General features: G+C 62.6%; 17 protein-coding genes. 16 read left to right on the forward strand and 1 reads right to left on the reverse strand.

Going from position 1 to position 14,463, the window contains the following annotated elements; genetic code table 11:
- Positions 1-16: 16 nt before the first annotated feature.
- Complete coding sequence (locus CLU84_RS17445; protein WP_099738798.1) at positions 17-847, forward strand: adenosylcobinamide-GDP ribazoletransferase; 831 nt, start codon at positions 17-19, stop codon at positions 845-847.
- Complete coding sequence (locus tag CLU84_RS17450; RefSeq protein WP_099738800.1) at positions 844-1,407, forward strand: histidine phosphatase family protein; 564 nt, start codon at positions 844-846, stop codon at positions 1,405-1,407. The genes CLU84_RS17445 and CLU84_RS17450 overlap by 4 nt, the downstream gene beginning before the upstream one ends.
- Here the strand turns inward: CLU84_RS17450 and CLU84_RS17455 are convergent.
- Positions 1,400-1,867, reverse strand: a complete 468-nt coding sequence (locus tag CLU84_RS17455) for a general secretion pathway protein C (RefSeq protein ID WP_099738802.1) — start codon at positions 1,865-1,867, stop codon at positions 1,400-1,402. The genes CLU84_RS17450 and CLU84_RS17455 overlap by 8 nt on opposite strands.
- 46 nt (positions 1,868-1,913) lie before the next feature.
- Here CLU84_RS17455 and gspG point away from each other — a divergent pair, with 46 nt between their 5' ends.
- From gspG to CLU84_RS17525, 14 genes are all read left to right on the forward strand, one after another.
- Complete coding sequence (gspG, locus tag CLU84_RS17460; RefSeq protein ID WP_099738804.1) at positions 1,914-2,366, forward strand: type II secretion system major pseudopilin GspG; 453 nt, start codon at positions 1,914-1,916, stop codon at positions 2,364-2,366.
- A gap of 166 nt (positions 2,367-2,532) precedes the next feature.
- Positions 2,533-2,973, forward strand: a complete 441-nt coding sequence (locus CLU84_RS17465) for a prepilin-type N-terminal cleavage/methylation domain-containing protein (RefSeq protein ID WP_099739106.1) — start codon at positions 2,533-2,535, stop codon at positions 2,971-2,973.
- Complete coding sequence (gspI, locus tag CLU84_RS17470; RefSeq protein WP_099738806.1) at positions 2,970-3,323, forward strand: type II secretion system minor pseudopilin GspI; 354 nt, start codon at positions 2,970-2,972, stop codon at positions 3,321-3,323. The genes CLU84_RS17465 and gspI overlap by 4 nt, the downstream gene beginning before the upstream one ends.
- A gap of 3 nt (positions 3,324-3,326) precedes the next feature.
- Complete coding sequence (locus CLU84_RS17475) at positions 3,327-4,007, forward strand: prepilin-type N-terminal cleavage/methylation domain-containing protein (protein WP_099738807.1); 681 nt, start codon at positions 3,327-3,329, stop codon at positions 4,005-4,007.
- Between the two features lie 137 nt (positions 4,008-4,144).
- Positions 4,145-5,071 carry a type II secretion system minor pseudopilin GspK gene (gene gspK, locus CLU84_RS17480; protein WP_369826881.1) on the forward strand — a complete coding sequence of 309 codons (927 nt, stop codon included), beginning with the start codon at positions 4,145-4,147 and terminating at the stop codon, positions 5,069-5,071.
- Between the two features lie 42 nt (positions 5,072-5,113).
- A complete protein-coding gene (gene gspL / locus CLU84_RS17485; RefSeq protein ID WP_099738810.1) occupies positions 5,114-6,340 on the forward strand; it encodes a type II secretion system protein GspL in 1,227 nt (408 codons plus the stop codon).
- On the forward strand, positions 6,337-6,879 hold the full coding sequence (gene gspM / locus CLU84_RS17490) for a type II secretion system protein GspM (protein ID WP_099738812.1): 543 nt from the start codon (positions 6,337-6,339) through the stop codon (positions 6,877-6,879). The genes gspL and gspM overlap by 4 nt, the downstream gene beginning before the upstream one ends.
- Positions 6,880-6,888: 9 nt before the next feature.
- Entirely contained in the window at positions 6,889-7,719 is an 831-nt protein-coding gene (gene gspN / locus CLU84_RS17495; protein WP_099738813.1) for a type II secretion system protein N, read from the forward strand.
- A gap of 3 nt (positions 7,720-7,722) precedes the next feature.
- Positions 7,723-10,047: a type II secretion system secretin GspD gene (gene gspD / locus CLU84_RS17500; protein WP_099738815.1), complete on the forward strand. Its 2,325-nt coding sequence runs from the start codon at positions 7,723-7,725 to the stop codon at positions 10,045-10,047.
- A 13-nt stretch (positions 10,048-10,060) separates the two neighbouring features.
- Positions 10,061-11,422, forward strand: a complete 1,362-nt coding sequence (locus tag CLU84_RS17505) for a GspE/PulE family protein (protein ID WP_099738817.1) — start codon at positions 10,061-10,063, stop codon at positions 11,420-11,422.
- Positions 11,423-11,495: 73 nt separating this feature from the next.
- Positions 11,496-11,780 (forward strand): hypothetical protein, encoded by a 285-nt coding sequence (locus CLU84_RS17510; RefSeq protein ID WP_099738818.1) that lies wholly within the window; start codon positions 11,496-11,498, stop codon positions 11,778-11,780.
- A 46-nt stretch (positions 11,781-11,826) separates the two neighbouring features.
- Positions 11,827-12,828 (forward strand): LLM class flavin-dependent oxidoreductase, encoded by a 1,002-nt coding sequence (locus tag CLU84_RS17515; RefSeq protein ID WP_099738820.1) that lies wholly within the window; start codon positions 11,827-11,829, stop codon positions 12,826-12,828.
- An 8-nt stretch (positions 12,829-12,836) separates the two neighbouring features.
- The gene (locus CLU84_RS17520) at positions 12,837-13,523 is read left to right on the forward strand and encodes a YafY family protein (protein WP_099738822.1); all 687 of its coding nucleotides are present in this window, start codon (positions 12,837-12,839) and stop codon (positions 13,521-13,523) included.
- 111 nt (positions 13,524-13,634) lie between these two features.
- The gene (locus tag CLU84_RS17525; protein WP_099738823.1) at positions 13,635-14,291 is read left to right on the forward strand and encodes a glutathione S-transferase family protein; all 657 of its coding nucleotides are present in this window, start codon (positions 13,635-13,637) and stop codon (positions 14,289-14,291) included.
- Positions 14,292-14,463 lie beyond the last annotated feature (172 nt).

Below are 14,463 nucleotides of genomic sequence, written 5' to 3' on the forward strand. Positions count from 1 at the left end.
CACTTTTTTGATATTCATGCAAGCCCTGCGTCACTATCTGCTGGCCATACAGTTCTTCAGCCGCATCCCCGTCACCGGACGGCTGGCGGCCTGGGTGGGCTGGAGCGCTGAGATGCAGCGTGCCAGCGCCGCGCATCTGCCGGGCGTGGGCTGGCTGGTGGGTCTGTGGGCGGCTGCGCTAGTGACTCTGGTGCTGTGGTTGCTGCCTGGCTCACCTTGGACACCGCTGCTGGCCGCACTCATCAGCACGGCAGGCACGCTGTGGCTGACGGGCGGGTTTCACGAAGATGGACTGGCCGATGTGGCCGATGGACTGGGTGGCTTTGTGCCCGCTGAGCGCGCGCTCGAGATCATGAAAGACTCGCGCCTTGGCTCGTATGGCGTGATGGCGCTGTTGATGGCACTGCTGACCAAGGTGGTACTGCTGGCGGCCGTGCTGGACAAAATGACACCTTACTGGGGGCTAGTGCCTGAGGTCATTCTGGTCGTAGCCATGCATGTGCTCTCTCGTTTTGCGCCCCTGGTGCTGATGCACAACTTGGCCCATGTCGGCTTGGCTGCCAGCAGCAAAACGCTGAACGTTGCGGGCCAACAATTGGGCTGGCGCGGCCTCATCACCGGCGCGCTATGGACTCTGCCGATGGTGGCGCTGCTGTGGTGGTTCGGCTCCGGCTGGCTGCTTCTCAAGATCGCCATCGCCTGCAGCGTGACGACCTGGCTGCTGCAGCGCTGGCTGCGCAAACGTCTGGGCGGCATGACGGGCGATTGTTTGGGTGCCTGCCAGCAGCTCAACGAACTGGCGGTGCTGCTGGCGGTCGCCTTTCATGTACTGAGGCCTGTGCTGTGAAAGCACTCTGGCTGGTGCGCCATGCTCGCCCGCTGATTGACACAGACCGCTGCTATGGCAGTCTGGATATTGCGGCCGATGCACAGGCCACCCGGCAAGCCGCACAGGCGCTTCACAAGGCCTTGCTGCCGCTGCGGGGTGATTTGCAGCTCTGGCACTCGCCACTACAAAGATGTGAGCAACTAGCGATTGATTTGAAAGCGCTACAGCCTGATTTCACTGCAACACCCGACACACGTCTGCTGGAGATGAACTTCGGCCACTGGGAAGGTCAGCGCTGGGATGCCATTGGCGAATCCGCCATCAGCGCCTGGGCCGAGAACCTGGCACGGCATGCGCCCGGCGATGGAGAGTCTCTGGCGCAGATGCTGCAGCGTGTATCACAAGCCTTGGACGATGCCCGCCGCAACCCAAGCGCTCATGTCGTCTGGATTTGCCATGCCGGCGTCGCGCGCTGCGTGCAATGGCTGGTGCAGCATGGCCAGCAGCTGCCGCAAAGCCATGAGTGGACGTTGCCCGCCCCCGCCTATGGGCAGTGGGTGCAGATCCCGCTCAGTTGAATGCCGCGATGGGCGGCTTGGGCAGCTGCAACACGGTACTGGCCGGGCCGTTGACCGGGCCAAGGCGGGCTTCACGCGCAGCCAGGGATTGCAGAATCAAGCCTTCGTCTACCGCCTCACCCACACGCACGGCCTTGCTGCCTTTGCCTTCAACGGCAATCACCGCTGCGCCGCCGCCAGACTCATTGCCCGCCAGCACACCCAGCAACGAATAACGGCTGGCCACCGGCGCGGCCGCCACAGCAGGCAAAGCAACGGCTCCCAAAGCCTTGGCGATTGCCTGGGCATTGGCCTGAACCGGCTGTGCTGGAGAAATCACAGGCAACTGCTCACTGGCACTGCCGGTGAATCGCAGCACCCAGAAAACCACCACCGCAGCGGCGGCAGCCCACAGCAGCAAGGTCGTGAGTTTGACGGGCATGGAAATGCCCTGAGCAAGTTTGAAAGATTGCGTTCGCATTCGACGATTATGATGGGTCAGTATTGCGTTTCTAGTACAGAGCTACATGACATCTCATCGCCACCGTTCGCTGTCTGCTATCCGCCACGCTGCATCGCGCGGTTTCACCCTGATTGAGCTGATGGTGGTACTGGTCATCATCGGTGTGCTGGCTGCACTCATCGTGCCCAATGTGCTGGACCGCGCCGACGATGCGCGCGTGACTGCCGCCAAGACCGATATTGCCAATATCAATCAGGCACTCAAACTCTACCGCCTCGATAACCAGCGCTATCCCACGGCCGAACAAGGCCTGAAGGCACTGGTGGCCAAGCCCACCTCTGGCCCCGCGCCACAGAACTGGAAGCCTTATCTGGAAAAGCTGCCCAACGACCCCTGGGGCAATGCTTATCAGTACCTGAACCCCGGCGTGAAGGGCCCCATCGACATCATGTCTTTTGGCGGTGATGGCAAGGCTGGGGGCGAGGGCAAGGATGCGGATATTGGCAGTTGGCAATGACGTCTACCCCCACGCTCCCTCACTTTGTGTGGTCGCTGCCCCCCGAGGGGGTCCTGACCGGCTTTGGCCGGTTTTCGTCTTGGGGCGGCCCGGCGACGAAAACTCACACCAGCCCATCGTCTGAAACCGTCCTGCCACTAGCGCACAGCTAGTGACCTCTCTGCCCATGGCGCGCATCAAATCTGCGGGATTCACGCTGCTTGAACTATTGGTCGTGATTTCCATCATGGCGCTGGCGACAGCAGGCGTGAGCCTGGCCATTCGCGACAGCGGCGAGCAGCAACTGGAACGCGAAGCCCAGCGACTGGCCACGCTGCTGGAATCTGCCCGCGCACAAGCCCGTACCAATGGTGCACTGGTCGTGTGGCGACCTATGCCTCAGGGCTTTCGCTTTGAGGGTCTGCCTGCCAATGTACAAATGCCCACGCAGTGGCTCAAGACTGCGGTGCAGATTCAGCCCAGCACGCCCGTCGTGCTGGGGCCAGAGCCATTGATTCCCCGCCAGAGCATTACCCTGTCGCTGCCTGGCAGCAACTCCGCGCCATTGCAACTGAGCACAGACGGCCTGCGCCCCTTCAGCATTCAGAACGTGCAGGTGGCGCAATGAAGCAGCGCGGCTTTACGCTGATTGAAGTGCTGGTCGCCGTCGGCATCGTCGGCGTCACCTTGCTGGCTGGCCTGCAGGCCAGCAGCGCGCTCACGCGCAATGCCCAGCGCCAGTCCGATGTGATCCTCGCTCAGCTCTGTGCACAAAATGAGCTGGTGCGGCTGCGCCTTTTCAACCAGATGCCTGCGGTGGGCGACACCTCCACCAACTGCCCGCAGGCCGGTCGGCAGATGCAGGTGCAAGTCAGCGTGCGACCCACACCCAACCCCAGCTTCAGACGTGTGGATGCCCAGGTTTTCTCTGAATCCTCCGCCATCTTGCGTGTCTCCACCATTGTTGGTCGCTACTGAATCATGAGCAGCATGCGCACCAAGAATCTGGGCTTTACTCTGATTGAGCTATTAGTCGCGCTGGCGGCCATGGCGCTGCTGTCCATCATGAGCTGGCGCGGCATTGATGGCATGCTGCGTACGCAGGAAGTGACGCGCGAGCAAGGCGATCAGCACGCCATCATGCAGACCGTGCTGGCCCAGTGGAATGCCGACCTCAACGCCCTCATGCCGCTGCAAGGCCGCCAGGCGCTGGACTGGGATGGGCAGGTGCTGCGCCTGACCCGCAAGACCAGCGCTGCCAACGACAACGGTGCACTGGTCGTGGCCTGGAGCCGCCGCAATGTGGACGGACTGCAGCAATGGGTACGCTGGCAGTCGCTGCCCGCACGCACCGCCAGTGAATGGAATGACGCATGGAGCCAGGCCGCCCAATGGGGCCGCAACCCATCGAGCGATCAGATGCGCCGCGAAACCGTGCTGCTGCCGCTGGATCTGTGGCGCGTGTACTACTACCGCAGCAATGCGTGGACCAACCCGCTCTCCAGCGACCAGAGCAGCGCCAGCAATGCCAACGGTGCCGCCGCCATGCCCACGGTGCCCGATGGGATTCGCATCGAACTCACCTTGCCCGCTGGCAGAGCGCTGAATGGCGTGATGACGGTGGATTGGGTCAACCCGCTTCGCTCTAACTCACGATCATGACCCCCTGTGTCGCTTCGCTCCTTCCCCCAAGGGGGACGACGCCTTCGCCGCAAGGCGGGTCTCGCTCGGCGTCTCTGGCCCCGGCGACTTCCCACGCACAGCGCTCGTCTCAGCATGGCGCGGCTCTGCTGGCAGCCATGCTGACGGTGGTGCTGGTCGCCACGCTGGCCTCTGCCGCACTATGGCAGCAGTGGCGTGATGTGGAGATTGAAACGGCAGAGCGCAACCGCGTGCAGGCCAACTGGCTGCTGCTGGGCGCACAGGACTGGTCGCGTGTGGTACTGCAGGAAGATTCTCGCGCCAACCGCAGTAACCCGATTGATCACCTAGGCGAGCCCTGGGCCGTGCCGCTACAGGAAGCGCGCCTGTCCACCTTTTTGGCGGCCAAGAACAATGTCAGCCAGGTCGATGATGGAATGGCCGATGTACAGGATGCTTTTCTCTCCGGCGAAATCATCGATCTGCAATCCCGCCTGAATCTGCTTAATCTGCTGAGCGGGCAAGAAAAGAAGATTTCGGAAGAAGACCTCCTGCCCTTCATGCGCCTGTTCGAGCGACTGGGCCTGCCCGGCAGCGCTGTCATGCAGATCGCCATGGCCTTGCAGCAAGCCTCGCTCAACAAATCACAGTCTGCGCCGCTGATGCCGCGCACCGTGGGCCAACTGAGCTGGCTGGGAATTGATGCCCGAACCATTGCCCGCCTTGAGCCCTATGTCACCTTGCTGCCTCAGCGCACCTCCGTCAACATCAATACGGCCACGGCAGAAGTGATCTGGGCCAGTGTCCCGGACATGGACTGGGCCCGCGCCAACCAGCTGGTGCAGTTACGCAACACTTCTCCTTTTAAATCTTTGAATGCGGCTGGCACGGCCATTGGCATGGCCGGTGCATTCAATTCGAGCTCGCACTCCGTCATCACCGAATACTTTGAAGCGCGCGGACGCCTGCGCCTCGGGGAAAACATATTGAGTCAGCGCTCACTGATTGAGCGAAAAAGCATGAACGTCAACACCCTTTGGCAGGAGCGTGCCGACTGGGGCATGCCCACAGTTCCAAGGCCCTGACACCACGCCGTCATAACCCCCCCATAGAATGCGGCATCCTCCATGAGCACATTGCTAATACAGCTGCCAGCGGAACTCGCACATTCCGCCGCAGAATATCTCTACATCGTCAGCGACGATGGTCAAAGCGCTCAGCGCAGCGGCCAGGCCAGCGCGACTCTGCTGCCAGCCTCCGGCCGCACGAATCAAGTCACTGCAGTCATCCCTGCCAGCCGCCTTTCCTGGCACAGCATCACCCTGCCGCCGGGCCTGAACGTGCAAAGCCGCCGCCAGCAAGCGCGCGTGCGTGCTGTGCTTGAAGGTCTGCTGGAAGAAAAGCTGCTCGACGACGCATCCACTCTGCACCTGGCGCTGGACTCCACTCCGGCAGGTCAGAACTACTGGGTCGCTGCCTGCGACAAAGCATGGCTGCAATCGCACCTGCATCTTCTGGAAAGCAGCGGCCATGTCGCCAACCGACTGGTTCCTGAGCAATGGCCCAGCGCCAGCGCGCAGCTGCTGCTGTCGGGCGACAACGGCAACGCACAGCTCAGCGTGACCGGGCTGGATGGACAAGCCACGCTGGCCACCCTGCCGCTGCGCGCCGATGTCAGCTTGCTGCACCCTCTGCTATCGCGCCTGCCAGCAGACCTGCCCGTGCTGGCCGAGCCCCAGCTCGCCCGTGCGGCAGAAGCCTTGCAGCGCCCCGTCAACATCTTTACCGCTGCGCAGCGCCTGCTGCAAAGCGCAAGCTACCCCGGTGATCTGGCGCAGTTTGATCTGGATCTGGGCGGCAGCACCCGCGCCAGGCGTCGCTTGCTGGATGCCTGGCAAAGCTTTGCCAAAGCCCCGCAATGGCGCGCCGCGCGCTGGGCGACCGGCATTGCCATCGTGGCCCAGCTCATAGGCCTGAACGCCTGGGCCTTCAAAGAAAATCGCTCCATCGCCGAGCGCCAGCAGCAAGCCAAGCAGGTGCTGCAAACCACCTTCCCGCATGTGCCCGTGATTGTGGATGCGCCCGTGCAAATGCAGCGCGAGCTGGATGTGCTGCGCAGCAATTCTGGTGCGCTATCTGCGGCTGACCTGGAAGCCCTGCTGGCCGCCAGCGCCACCATCAGCAGCATGCCCAACGCCAAAAGCCTGCAGTATCAGGACAAGCAACTGCGCATCACAGGGCTCGACCTGAACCCCGAAGCTCTGAGCGATGCACAGCAAAGCCTTGAAGCCAGCGGCTACCAGCTGCAGCGCGAAGGCGCCGACCTCGTACTCAGCGCAAAGGCCTATCCATGAAGCAAGACAACGCCTTGAACACCGCGCTTGCGCCACTGCGCCAGCGCTGGGCAAGCCTCGCGCAGCGTGAACAGAATCTGGTGCTGATTGCTGGCACTGTCGTGCTGCTGGCACTCGTCTGGTGGATGGCACTGGCACCCGCACTGCACAGCCTGCGCACCGCTCCCGCCCGCCACACCGCCGCAGACCGCGAGCTGCAAGCCATGCTGCAAATGCAGTCACAGGCCGAGCTGCTGCGCCAGCAACCGCAAGCGAATAACGCCGATGTGCGCACGCAGCTGGAGCAATCCATCAAAACCGAAATGCCCGCCACGGCGCAAATGCAATGGCTGGGCAACCGCGCTCAAGTCACTCTCACCAATGCACCCGCGCCCGCGCTGGCCCGCTGGCTTAGCCAGGTGCGTGACAACAGCCATGCATCCGTCACGGAGATGAAGCTCAACCGCGCCCCTGAGGATGCTGCAGTCGCCTCAGCCAGCACACGCTGGAGCGGTAATTTGCTGCTCGACCTTCCCGGCCATGCAGGCGCGCCCAATTAATCCCTTGTCATGAGCCTGCGTTCATCACGCCCCTCCCGCCAAACCACGCGCCATCCGCGCGGGCTGGGCGCGCTGCATTCGCCGCGCCGCTGGGCTATTGGTGGTGCGCTGCTGGGCGGCTTGCTGACGGGTGCCATCTTCGCGCCCGCTGCATGGCTGGCTGCGGGTGTGCAATCAGCTACCGCAGGCCAGGTGCAACTGCAAGAAGCGCGCGGTACGGTCTGGAGTGGATCAGCCCGCCTGGTGCTGACGGGCGGCAAAGACAGCCGCGACGCAACGACCCTGCCCACACGCCTGAACTGGACTTTGCGACCCGGCTTTGGCAGCGCCAGCCTGACTCTGCAAAGCGACTGCTGCACCAGCACGCCGGTGCTGGCCCAGCTCACGCCGGGCTGGAATGCCATGACGCTGCGTGTGAACGACAGCGCCCTTCAACTGCCTGCCGACATGCTGGCCGGGCTTGGTACGCCGTGGAATACCGTGGATCTGCAAGGCCAGTTGCGCCTGTCTACCACCGGGCTGGCGCTGCAATACCGCGCTGGCCGCGCCACCAGTCAAGGCCTGACCCGGCTGGAAGCACTGGCCGTGTCTTCGCGCCTGTCGCCGCTCAAGCCACTAGGCAGCTACCGGCTCGATATTCAGGGCGGTGACAACGCCCGACTCCATCTGTCTACTCTCAATGGCGACCTGCACCTCAGCGGTCAGGGCCAGTGGGTGGGCTCCCGTCTGCACTTCAATGGCGAAGCTTCTGCCAGCCCCGAGCGCGAAGCCGCCCTGTCGAATCTGCTCAATATTCTGGGGCGCCGCCAAGGCACACGCTCCATCATCACTTTTGGTTGACCCATGACTCAGCGTAGTACTCTTAAATCAATAGCTGCCGCCGCACTACTGGTATGCGCTAGCAGCACTATTTATGCTCAAAGCACGCCTAGCTTGCGACCCGGCGAGCCCGTCACGCTGAACTTCACCAACGCCGATATCGAAGCCGTATCGCGCGCCATGGCCGCCATCACCAACCGCAACGTGGTGGTCGATCCGCGCGTCAAAGGCCAGATCACACTGCTGACCGACAAGGCTGTATCACCTGCCACGGCCTACCAGCAATATCTGGCCGCGCTGCGCATGCAGGGCTTTACGGTGGTGGAGTCTGCAGGTCTGTTCAAGGTCATCCCCGAAGCCGATGCCAAACTGCAGACCAATGAAGTGGCCGTGGGCCGCGGCAATCATGGCGGCGGTGGCATCGTCACGCAGATCTTCAAGCTCAACTACGAAAACGCCAGCAATCTGGTGCCTGTGCTGCGCCCGCTGATCAGCCCCAACAACACCATCAACGTCAACCCCGGCAATAACTCGCTGGTCATCACCGACTACGCGGACAACCTGCAGCGCATCTCGCGCATCATTGCCAGCACCGATGTCTCCAACGCTACCGATGTAGAAGTACTGCCGCTGCGCCATGCCATGGCCAGCGACATGGTGGCTCTGGTCAACCGCCTGATCGACGGTGGCTCAGCCACCGGCAGTGGCGTGCAGGCCGGTGCAGGCGCGGCAGCTGGCCAGGCGGACACTGGTTTTCGCACCTCCATCCTGGCCGAGCCACGCAGCAACTCGGTGCTGATTCGCGCCGCCAACCCCGCCAAGCTATCGCAAATCCGCTCGCTGATTGCGCGCCTCGACCAACCGGCCATGACGGGCAATGGCGACGACGGCAACATTCATGTGGTGTACCTGAAGAACGCAGACGCCGTCTCGCTGGCCGCCACGCTGCGCGCCGCTATCAGCGCGCAACCCAGCGCCAGCCAGGCACTGGGCGGCCAGGCTGGCATGACCAATACATCGGCCACCGGCTCCTCCTCCATGGGGCAAGCCACTATTTCACGCGGCACGGATGGCAGCGCCACCGTGGGCCTTGGCGGCGGCAACACCGGCCCCAGCTCACGCTTTGGCACGGCGCAGCAACCATCCACAGGCGGTTTGATTCAGGCCGACCCCACAACCAACTCTCTCATCATCACCGCGCCCGGGCCGCTGTACCGCCAGCTGCGCACCGTCATCGACAAGCTCGATGGCCGTCGCGCACAAGTGCTGATCGAGGCATTGATTGTCGAAGTCTCGGCCGACAAGGCGGCACAGCTGGGCGTGCAGTGGAGCTCCATCATTCGCAACAACGGCCGCGTACTTGGCGTGCTGGGCAATGGCACTTCCATCAACGGTATTCCCAATATCTTTGGCGTCGCCGGAGCCGTGGGCAATCTCGTCAACGGCACAGCACTCACGGACAGTCAGGCCGCAGCCATCGGTGGCATGAAGGGCATGAACCTGGGCTTTACCCAGACCGTCAACGGCAACACCAGCCTGGGTGCGCTGGTGAATCTGATGCAGGGTGATGGCGACACCAACATCCTCTCCACCCCCAACCTGATGACGCTGGACAACGAAGAAGCCAGCATCATGGTGGGTGAAAACGTGCCCTTCCCTACAGGTTCATACACCAACACGGCGGGTGCCAACGGCTCCATCAACCCCTTCACCACCTACGAACGCAAGGACGTGGGTACTCTGCTCAAGATTCGTCCACAGATCAACGAAAACGGCACCATCAAGATGGCCGTCTATCAAGAAAACTCTGCGGTCAAATCCAACAACTCCACCGCTCTTTCCGGCCCCACCACCACCAAACGCTCCATTGAGTCGAATGTGCTGGTGGAAGACGGCGCCATCGTGGTGCTGGGCGGCCTGATTGCCGACGAGTACGGCCAGACGCAGGAGCGCGTGCCGCTGCTGGGCGACATCCCCTTGATTGGCAATCTGTTTCGCAACACCGCGCGCTCCCGCAAAAAGACCAATCTGATGGTCTTCCTGCGCCCCACGGTGCTGCGCGATGCCAGCTCCACCAGCCAGTTCTCGCAAGACCGCTACGAGGCGATTCGCGGCGTGCAGCAGACGGCTCAGCCTGACCCGAACCTGCTGATGCGCAATGTCAGCGCTGCGCCCTTGCTGCCAAGCATTAACGGCGGCGTACCCGTGACTCAGCCCAATGTGGTCATCGTTCCCGGCGCCAAGCCCGAGCTGGTGGACTTCACGCGCCCCGGCCACCCCACCGTGAACGGTCAGCCCGTCACCGTCACGCCAGTGGCGCCTGCGGCTGTGCAACCCGGCACTTTGTGAGCAAAGGCCACGCATGCGCTACCCACTGCCCTATGGCTTTGCCCGCAGCAGCCAGCTGCTGATTGAAGATGATGGATCGGAGCCCGTGCTCTGGCACAGCCCCCAGCCCGACTGGTCAGCTATCTCTGAAGTACAGCGCAAGCATGCCGTGCAGCGCTGGCAGGTGCTGGACAGCGGCGCGCTGGCGCACCGCATCAGCGCAGCCTATGCGCAAAGCGACTCCAGTGCCGCCATGGTGGTCAGCGAAGTCGAGTCCGATGCCGACCTGACCCGCATGATGCAGGAACTGCCCGCCGTGGAAGACTTGCTGGAAACAGCCGACGACGCGCCCATCATCCGCATGCTCAATGCCCTGCTCACGCAGGCCGCGCGCGATGGTGCTTCGGACATTCATATCGAGCCTTACGAACGCCACTCCAGCGTGCGCTTTCGCGTCGATGGTGATCTGCGCGAAGTGGTACAGCCCAACCGCGCCCTGCACGCCGCCTTGATCAGTCGCCTGAAGATCATGGCCGACCTGGACATTGCCGAAAAGCGCCTGCCGCAAGACGGCCGCATCAGCCTGCGACTGGGCACACGCGCCATTGACGTGCGTGTCTCCACCCTGCCCAGCGCCCATGGCGAACGCGCCGTGCTGCGCCTGCTGGACAAGAGCGAGAGCAAGCTCAGCCTTGAAGCCGTGGGCATGGGCGGCCAGACTCTGGAACGCTTCACCCACCTGATGGCACAGCCGCACGGCATCGTGCTCGTCACCGGCCCCACGGGTTCGGGCAAGACCACCACGCTCTACTCCGCGCTGCAGCGCATGGACGCCAGCCACAGCAACATCATGACGGTGGAAGACCCCATCGAATATGAGCTGGCAGGCGTGGGCCAGACACAGGTCAATGCCAAGATTGACCTGACCTTTGCCAAGGCCCTGCGCGCCCTGCTGCGTCAGGACCCGGACGTCATCATGATTGGTGAAATCCGCGACTTTGAAACCGCGCAGATCGCCATTCAGGCCTCGCTCACCGGTCACCTGGTGCTGGCCACGCTGCACACCAACGATGCGCCCAGCGCCGTTACGCGACTGATAGACATGGGGGTCGAGCCCTTCCTGCTGTCCTCATCGCTTTTGGGCGTGCTGGCGCAGCGGCTGGTGCGCAAGGTGGATCACAGCGAACCCAGTGGCTACAGGGGCCGTACCGGCATTTTTGAAATGCTGGTGGTCGACGACACCATTCGCGCCCAGATTCACCGTGGTGCCAGCGAAGCCGAAATCCGCGAAACCGCACAGGCCTCAGGCATGCAACTCATGCGCGAGGATGGCGAACGCCTGGTGCGTGAGGGCGTCACCACGGCCGCCGAAGTGATGCGGGTGACGCGGGACTGAGTCAAAGGACTGGGTACCGGCCTTTCATGGCCTGAGCGTGCAAAGCCTTTTTCGGCTTTGCAACAATGAACCCATGCTTGAAAACCTCCGCACCTCTGTCCAGCCCTATGGCGGCGATCTGTTCTTGTTGTTGATAGCTCTGGCCGTCATCAGCTTTGCCGTCCTTTTTCAGCTCAAGAGTCGCTTTCCTGTCGGCCAGCTGCGCCGCATGATTCGCATGGCCGCGCTGGTGGCCCTGCTGGGCTCAGTCTTTGCCATGCAGGCGGGCACCACCTACTACGCCATCGCCGGCGTGCTGCTGGTCTGGGGTGTGCTGGTCGCCGTGGTCTTTGGTCGTGAAATAGGCCGCAAGCGCTGATTCATCAAGCGCAAGCAGCTATCAAATTCATAAAGAACTCATCGCCATGAAATCTCTGAACAACGTCAATCTGTCCATGCTGGACCTGGTCGCCGTACGCGAAGGCGGCACCGTGGCTGATGCGCTGAAAATTGCTGTGCGCACAGCGCAGCATGCCGAAAAACTGGGCTTTACCCGTTACTGGCTGGCTGAGCATCACAACATGCCCGGTATTGCCTGCTCTGCTACGGCTGTGCTGGTGGGTCATATCGCCGGTGCGACGCAAACGATTCGCGTGGGCTCGGGCGGCATCATGCTGCCCAACCATGCACCGCTGGTCGTGGCCGAGGCCTTTGGCACGCTGGCTGAGCTATACCCCGGCCGTATCGACCTGGGTCTGGGCCGCGCGCCCGGCACCGATGGCCCCACCATGCGCGCCCTGCGCCGTGACCGGGTAGAGAGCGAAGAAGACTTTCCACGTGATGTGCAGGAGCTGCAACACCTGCTGGGTGAGGCGCAAGAAGGCCAGCGCCTGATCGCCATGCCCGGCGCAGGCACCAACGTGCCCATCTGGCTGCTGGGCTCCAGCCTGTTCTCGGCCCAACTGGCCGCGCATCTGGGCCTGCCTTACGCCTTTGCCTCGCACTTTGCGCCGCGCATGTTGCACCAGGCACTCGCCATCTACCGTCAGATGTTCAAGCCCAGCGCCACGCTGGCCAAGCCCTATGCCATCGTCGGCGTGCCTGTCATCGCAGCAGAAACCGACGAGCAAGCCGACTATCTGGCCAGCAGCACCCACCAGCGCGTGCTGGGCATTCTGACCGGCAACCGCACGCGCCTGCTGCCACCTGTGGAGAACTTCTGGCAGCAGCTCGATGCCCGTTCCCAGGCCGCCATTGCCGACTTTCTGGCCGCAGGCGTGATTGGCGGGCCAGACACCGTGCAGCAAGGCCTGCAAAAGCTGGCCGATGAAACCCAGGCTGATGAATTCATGATCGTCAACGATGTGTATGACGCCGACTTGCGTTTGCGCAGCCTGGAGATCACGGCGGATGCCATGAAGGCCTGATCTCTCGCATGAGCCGGTCCGCACGTCTGCTGCAACTGCTCGATGCCCTGCGCTGCGCCCGCCAGCCGCAGTCCGGGCCACAGCTGGCCCAGTCTCTGGGCGTGAGCCTGCGCACCATTTACCGCGACATTGCCACCTTGCGTGCCCAGGGGGCGGACATTCTGGGCGACCCAGGCCTGGGCTTTGAGATGCGCCCTGGCTTTTTGCTGCCGCCGCTGATGTTCAATGCCGACGAGCTCGAAGCCCTGCTGCTGGGTGCCAGCTGGGCCAGCCTGCAGGCCGATCCACAACTGGCACAGGCAGCCAAAGCCGCCATGGACCGCATCCGCAGCGCGCTGCCGCTGGAGTTGCGTATTGCCGTCGATACCAGCGGCCTGCTGGTCCCAAACATGCAGCAGTCGCCCCAACCCGAAACCTGGCAGACCGCGCTGCGCCGCGCCATCCGGGCCGAGCACATCGTAGTGCTGCACTACGAGGATCAGCATGGCACGCTGACAGAGCGCCGGGTGTGGCCTTTTGCCATGGCGTATTTCGAGCGAGCCCGCGTGGTCTCCGCCTGGTGCGAGCTGCGTCAGGAATTTCGCCACTTTCGCGCTGACCGCGTTCACGCCTTGCAGGACCTGGGCCAGCGTTATCCGCAACGGCGCCAGACGCTGATACAGCGCTGGCTGGAGCAGACCGGCTACTCAATCTAGCCAGCATCGCTGATTGGCGTCTTGCTGCTGACAGAAACTGTCAGCCCCCGCTTCTACATTGGCTCCATGGCGTTTTTGCCATTCCACAACAGCCCATCAAGGAGATCCGCCATGTCCACAGCACACCCGCCCAAGCTGCGCTTTTTCAGCAACCCCAGATCGCGTGCCCGCATGGTGCACTGGATGCTGCAGGAGTGCGGCGCAGACTATGAACTCGTGAACCTGGAGTTCGGCCCCGAGATGAAGACGCCCGAATTCCTGGCCATCAACCCCATGGGCAAGGTTCCGGCGCTGCAGCATGGCGATGCCGTGATCACCGAGACCGGGGCCATCCTGGCCTATCTGGCTGAGCTATTTCCCGACAAGCAGCTGGCCCCCGTCATCGCCAGCCCGCAGCGCGCCAGCTACTTTCGTTGGCTATTCTTTGTTGCCGGTCCGGTGGAGGCCGCCACCACGGCCAAAAACGAAGGCTGGCTGAAGTTGCAAACCCATCAGCAGGCCATGTCGGCCGGCTTTGGCCACTTTGAAGATGTAGTGAAAACGCTGCAGCATGCGGTGAGCGGCAAGCGCTATGTCTGCGGCGACCATTTCACGGCCGCTGATCTGTATCTGGCCAGCTATATCGGCTGGAGCATGATGGATGGCACTTTGCCGAAGCTGCCCGAATTCCAAGCCTATGCCACACCGCTACTGCAGCGCCCAGCCTCGGTGCGGGCCGACGAAATCGACGGCGATATGCAAGCCGCCGCCACGGCTCCCATTATTTAAAGGTTTCTGGCCTGCAGCGCTTTCCATTCAAGCGCAAGGTCATCAAGACTTATAGCAATCCACGCCTACTGCCACCTGTGGACGACTTCTGGTCGCAGGCGTGATTGGCGGGCCAGATACCGTGCAAGCCATGCAAGCGTCTTGAGTGCCCACTTGCTCAAAGCTGATGTGC

Source organism: Comamonas sp. 26, from assembly GCF_002754475.1.
Taxonomy (GTDB): Bacteria; Pseudomonadota; Gammaproteobacteria; order Burkholderiales; family Burkholderiaceae_C; genus Comamonas.

Coding starts and splice junctions, on each gene's coding strand:
- CLU84_RS17445 (WP_099738798.1), top strand. CDS start 17: ATGCAAGCCCTGCGTCACTATCTGCTGGCCATACAGTTCTTCAGCCGC.
- CLU84_RS17455 (WP_099738802.1), bottom strand. CDS start 1,867: ATGCGAACGCAATCTTTCAAACTTGCTCAGGGCATTTCCATGCCCGTC.
- gspG (WP_099738804.1), top strand. CDS start 1,914: ATGACATCTCATCGCCACCGTTCGCTGTCTGCTATCCGCCACGCTGCA.
- CLU84_RS17465 (WP_099739106.1), top strand. CDS start 2,533: ATGGCGCGCATCAAATCTGCGGGATTCACGCTGCTTGAACTATTGGTC.
- gspI (WP_099738806.1), top strand. CDS start 2,970: ATGAAGCAGCGCGGCTTTACGCTGATTGAAGTGCTGGTCGCCGTCGGC.
- CLU84_RS17475 (WP_099738807.1), top strand. CDS start 3,327: ATGAGCAGCATGCGCACCAAGAATCTGGGCTTTACTCTGATTGAGCTA.
- gspK (WP_369826881.1), top strand. CDS start 4,145: ATGCTGACGGTGGTGCTGGTCGCCACGCTGGCCTCTGCCGCACTATGG.
- gspL (WP_099738810.1), top strand. CDS start 5,114: ATGAGCACATTGCTAATACAGCTGCCAGCGGAACTCGCACATTCCGCC.
- gspM (WP_099738812.1), top strand. CDS start 6,337: ATGAAGCAAGACAACGCCTTGAACACCGCGCTTGCGCCACTGCGCCAG.
- gspN (WP_099738813.1), top strand. CDS start 6,889: ATGAGCCTGCGTTCATCACGCCCCTCCCGCCAAACCACGCGCCATCCG.
- gspD (WP_099738815.1), top strand. CDS start 7,723: ATGACTCAGCGTAGTACTCTTAAATCAATAGCTGCCGCCGCACTACTG.
- CLU84_RS17505 (WP_099738817.1), top strand. CDS start 10,061: ATGCGCTACCCACTGCCCTATGGCTTTGCCCGCAGCAGCCAGCTGCTG.
- CLU84_RS17510 (WP_099738818.1), top strand. CDS start 11,496: ATGCTTGAAAACCTCCGCACCTCTGTCCAGCCCTATGGCGGCGATCTG.
- CLU84_RS17515 (WP_099738820.1), top strand. CDS start 11,827: ATGAAATCTCTGAACAACGTCAATCTGTCCATGCTGGACCTGGTCGCC.
- CLU84_RS17520 (WP_099738822.1), top strand. CDS start 12,837: ATGAGCCGGTCCGCACGTCTGCTGCAACTGCTCGATGCCCTGCGCTGC.
- CLU84_RS17525 (WP_099738823.1), top strand. CDS start 13,635: ATGTCCACAGCACACCCGCCCAAGCTGCGCTTTTTCAGCAACCCCAGA.